The sequence below is a fragment of the Pseudomonas sp. CCNWLW23 genome (assembly GCF_037095675.1).
GTDB classification, from domain to species: domain Bacteria; phylum Pseudomonadota; class Gammaproteobacteria; order Pseudomonadales; family Pseudomonadaceae; genus Aquipseudomonas; species Aquipseudomonas atacamensis.
The window spans coordinates 1-2,986 of record NZ_JBAWKM010000049.1 but is presented as its reverse complement, the minus strand read 5'-3'; the positions used below and the strand labels follow the sequence as shown (position 1 = coordinate 2,986).

Annotated in this window: 1 rRNA gene; it reads right to left on the bottom strand. The window is 51.2% G+C overall.

From position 1 onward, the window contains the following. Positions 1-8: 8 nt before the first annotated feature. Positions 9-2,930, bottom strand: a 23S ribosomal RNA gene (locus tag V8J63_RS27605). Positions 2,931-2,986: the final 56 nt, after the last annotated feature.

The following is a 2,986-nucleotide window of genomic DNA, read 5'->3' as shown; positions in this document are numbered from 1 at the left end:
CATATTATATGGTTAAGTCCTCGATCTATTAGTATTCGTCAGCTCCACATGTCACCATGCTTCCACCTCGAACCTATCAACCTGATCATCTTTCAGGGATCTTACTAGCTTACGCTATGGGAAATCTCATCTTGAGGGGGGCTTCATGCTTAGATGCTTTCAGCACTTATCCCTTCCGCACATAGCTACCCAGCTATGCCCTTGGCAGAACAACTGGTACACCAGCGGTGCGTCCATCCCGGTCCTCTCGTACTAAGGACAGCTCCTCTCAAATTTCCTACGCCCACGACGGATAGGGACCGAACTGTCTCACGACGTTCTGAACCCAGCTCGCGTACCGCTTTAATGGGCGAACAGCCCAACCCTTGGGACCGACTACAGCCCCAGGATGCGATGAGCCGACATCGAGGTGCCAAACCTCCCCGTCGATGTGGACTCTTGGGGGAGATAAGCCTGTTATCCCCGGGGTAGCTTTTATCCGTTGAGCGATGGCCCTTCCATGCGGAACCACCGGATCACTAAGCCCGACTTTCGTCCCTGCTCGACTTGTAGGTCTCGCAGTCAAGCTCCCTTATGCCTTTGCACTCTACGAATGATTTCCAACCATTCTGAGGGAACCTTTGGGCGCCTCCGTTACACTTTAGGAGGCGACCGCCCCAGTCAAACTGCCCACCTGACACTGTCTCCCGGGTCGATAAGACCCGTAGGTTAGAATTTCAATACAGTCAGGGCGGTATCCCACCAGCGCCTCCACCGAAGCTAGCGCTCCGGCTTCAAAGGCTCCCGCCTATCCTGTACAAACTGTACCAAAATTCAATATCAGGCTACAGTAAAGCTCCACGGGGTCTTTCCGTCCTGTCGCGGGTAACCTGCATCTTCACAGGTACTATAATTTCACCGAGTCTCTGGTTGAGACAGTGCCCAAATCGTTACACCTTTCGTGCGGGTCGGAACTTACCCGACAAGGAATTTCGCTACCTTAGGACCGTTATAGTTACGGCCGCCGTTTACTGGGGCTTCAGTTCAGAGCTTCGCTTACGCTAACCCCTCTCCTTAACCTTCCAGCACCGGGCAGGTGTCACCCCCTATACTTCGCCTTACGGCTTCGCAGAGAGCTGTGTTTTTGCTAAACAGTCGCTTGGGCCTATTCACTGCGGCTTTCCGTTAAGAAAGCACCCCTTCTCCCGAAGTTACGGGGTCATTTTGCCGAGTTCCTTAACCAGAGTTCTCTCGCACACCTTAGGATTCTCTCCTCGCCTACCTGTGTCGGTTTGCGGTACAGGCACCTTTTATCTCGCTAGAAGCTTTTCTTGGCAGCGGGGAATCAAAGACTTCGCTCCATAAGGAGCTTCCCCATCACAGCTCAGCCTTCACGATAAGCGGATTTGCCTACTTATCAGCCTAACTGCTTGGACGTGCACAACCAATCGCACGCTTCTTCTATCCTTCTGCGTCCCTCCATTGCTCAAACGATAAAGAGGTGGTACAGGAATATCAACCTGTTGTCCATCGCCTACGCCTGTCGGCCTCGGCTTAGGTCCTGACTAACCCTGAGCGGACGAGCCTTCCTCAGGAAACCTTAGGCATTCGGTGGACGGGATTCTCACCCGTCTTTCGCTACTCATACCGGCATTCTCACTTCTAAGCACTCCACCAGTCCTTACGGTCTGACTTCACTGTCCTTAGAACGCTCCCCTACCACTGATACCATTGGTATCAATCCGCAGCTTCGGTGGTGTATTTAGCCCCGGTACATTTTCGGCGCAGAGTCACTCGACTAGTGAGCTATTACGCACTCTTTAAATGGTGGCTGCTTCTAAGCCAACATCCTAGTTGTCTAAGCAACTCCACATCCTTTTCCACTTAATACACACTTTGGGACCTTAGCTGGCGGTCTGGGCTGTTTCCCTTTTGACTACGGATCTTATCACTCGCAGTCTGACTCCTAAGGATAAGTCATTGGCATTCGGAGTTTGACTGAATTCGGTAATCCGATGAGGACCCCTAGTCCAATCAGTGCTCTACCTCCAAGACTCTTACACTTAAGGCTAGCCCTAAAGCTATTTCGGGGAGAACCAGCTATCTCCAGGTTCGATTGGAATTTCTCCGCTACCCACACCTCATCCCCGCACTTTTCAACGTGCGTGGGTTCGGGCCTCCATTCAGTGTTACCTGAACTTCACCCTGGACATGGGTAGATCACCTGGTTTCGGGTCTACGACCACGTACTAAACGCCCTATTCAGACTCGCTTTCGCTGCGGCTCCGCCTCTTCAGCTTAACCTCGCACGGGATCGTAACTCGCCGGTTCATTCTACAAAAGGCACGCCATCACCCATTAACGGGCTCTGACTATTTGTAGGCACACGGTTTCAGGATCTCTTTCACTCCCCTTCCGGGGTGCTTTTCACCTTTCCCTCACGGTACTGGTTCACTATCGATCACTAGGGAGTATTTAGCCTTGGGAGATGGTCCTCCCAGATTCCGACGGAATTTCACGTGTTCCGCCGTACTCAGGATACATTCAAGAGAGAACGAAGTTTCGACTACGGGGTTGTTACCCTCTACGACGGACCTTTCCAGGTCGCTTCGTCTACCTCGTTCCTTTGTAACTCCGTATAGAATGTCCTACAACCCCAAGAGGCAAGCCTCTTGGTTTGGGCTATGTTCCGTTTCGCTCGCCGCTACTCAGGAAATCGCATTTGCTTTCTCTTCCTCCAGGTACTTAGATGTTTCAGTTCCCTGGGTCTGTCTTCCTTACCCTATGTATTCAGATAAGGATACCATACCATTACGTATGGTGGGTTTCCCCATTCGGAAATCTTCGGATCAAAGCTTACTTACAGCTCCCCGAAGCATATCGGCGTTAGTCCCGTCCTTCATCGACTCCTAGTGTCAAGGCATCCACCGTGCGCCCTTTCTAACTTAACCAAACTAAAAATTAAAAAATATGAGCTACACTGTTATCTAGTTTTCAAAGAACATAC